We start from the raw sequence: 1,889 nt of genomic DNA, 5'->3' as shown, positions 1-1,889 counted from the left end.
CAATTGGTTTGTGAACAAGGCGTAACGGTACTGAACCAAACTCCAACGGCGTTTTATGCGGTCATGCCATATTTGTTGCAAACGCCAGGCAGGCATCAGTTACGCCATGTCATCTTTGGTGGTGAAGCGTTAGAGCCATATAAGCTGTTACCTTGGTTTGATGGGGGCATGGCTTGTGAGCAAACAAACTTAGTTAACATGTACGGTATCACTGAAACGACTGTACATGTGACATATCGCTTGTTAACCCGTCAAGACTGCGCTGATAAAGAAGCCAACAGCTTAATTGGTGAGCCGTTAGCAGATTTAGATATTCAATTATTAGATGAGTGGCAGCAGCCAACCCCCTTAGGCGTACCAGGCGAAATATATGTCTGTGGTGCAGGGGTGAGCAAGGGCTACCTCAATCGTGAAGCATTAACGGAGCAACGTTTTGTTCATTTAGATGATAGTGGGCAAATTTGGTATCGCTCGGGTGATATAGCTCGACGATTAGCAAACGGTGATATCGAGTATCTCGGTCGTCGCGACCATCAAGTGAAAATCCGTGGGCACCGAGTAGAGCTTGGTGACATTAGTCGTCAATTACTCAAATATACCGGTATTGATGATGCAGTTGTGCTGATGCGCAATACCGGTGGACAAGAGCTTGTACTCACCGCGTATTACACCGGCCGACATGCAGAGCCACCGTTATTAGGAGCTCATTTACATCGTTTACTACCTGATTATATGGTGCCTGTAGCCTTCGTCAGGATCGAAAAAATGCCATTAACTATTAATGGTAAACTCGACCAGAAATCATTGCCAACGCCAAGCTTGACTGATCGTGTGGGCAGTGGTGAATTACAAGCACCAACGAACGAGATAGAAGCCTTGCTGTGTCAAGTGTGGCAGGAGGTGCTCGGTTTAGAAGCAGTTGGTACAAACCTTGGATTTACCACATTAGGTGGAGACTCAATTTCTAGCTTACAAGTCGTTGGTAAGTTGCGTAAACAAGGATACCAACTGTCACTACAAGACTTATTCCAATATCAGACGATTGAAGGTGTTGCTCAATATATTAGCGTGATAGAAGACACGCAAGTTGAACATCAGCCGTTCGATTTGATCAGTGAAGATATTCGTCGCGCGTTACCGACGAATGTCGAGGATGCCTACCCAGTTAGCCAATTGCAGCAAGGCATGTTGTATTACAGTCAAAGCTCACCAGGGCAGGGGGTTTATCATGACATTGTGCACTATCAAACAGAGCTGAAATTTGAACAAAGCTGTTTAAGGAGCACGCTTGATTTATTGTCAGCGCGACACCCTATGTTGCGTACACAGATCGCACTAGACCAATACGCAATTCCTTTGTTGTTAGTGCATTGCGCTGCTGAAATCGAATTACAGGTTTACCAGGTAGAGCAGAGCGCGTTAACAGGTGCTTTGGAAGACTGGTTGCAACAAGAGCATCAACGCGGGTTTATGGCTGATGATTATCCATTGCTACGTGTCGCGGCCCATGTATTACCTGATGGTATGTTCCATCTGAGCTTTAGTAATCACCATGCTATCGTTGATGGATTGAGTGAGGCGAGCTTAATTGCTGAGTTGTTGTCGTTATATCGTCAATTATTGGCTAACCAACCTATCGCGTTGGAGCCATTACAAGCGAGCTATCGAGACTTTATTGCGATGGAGCAACAAGCACTCTCTGATGAACAACATGCAAGTTTTTGGCAACACCTTGCGGATACGACTGCGAGTCGAGTGCAATTAGCCGCAGTAAACGATCCAGTCGAAGGCGAACATTCACTGAGTTTACGCTCGTCGGATGCTACGTCTTGTAGTTTAGGGGACTCAGTTTCTAACGCATTACGTCAATTGGCATTAAGCAGCGGCTA

Annotated in this window: 1 protein-coding gene; it reads left to right on the top strand. The window is 45.8% G+C overall.

Annotated features, from left to right (window positions below; all coding sequences use genetic code 11):
• Nucleotides 1–1,889 (top strand): condensation domain-containing protein (locus Q4489_RS18180; RefSeq protein ID WP_303483359.1); only part of this gene is annotated, 1,889 nt, incomplete at both ends.

The organism is Thalassotalea sp. 1_MG-2023 (assembly GCF_030546745.1).
GTDB lineage: Bacteria > Pseudomonadota > Gammaproteobacteria > Enterobacterales > Alteromonadaceae > Thalassotalea_C.
This window is presented reverse-complemented; position numbering and strand designations above follow the sequence as displayed.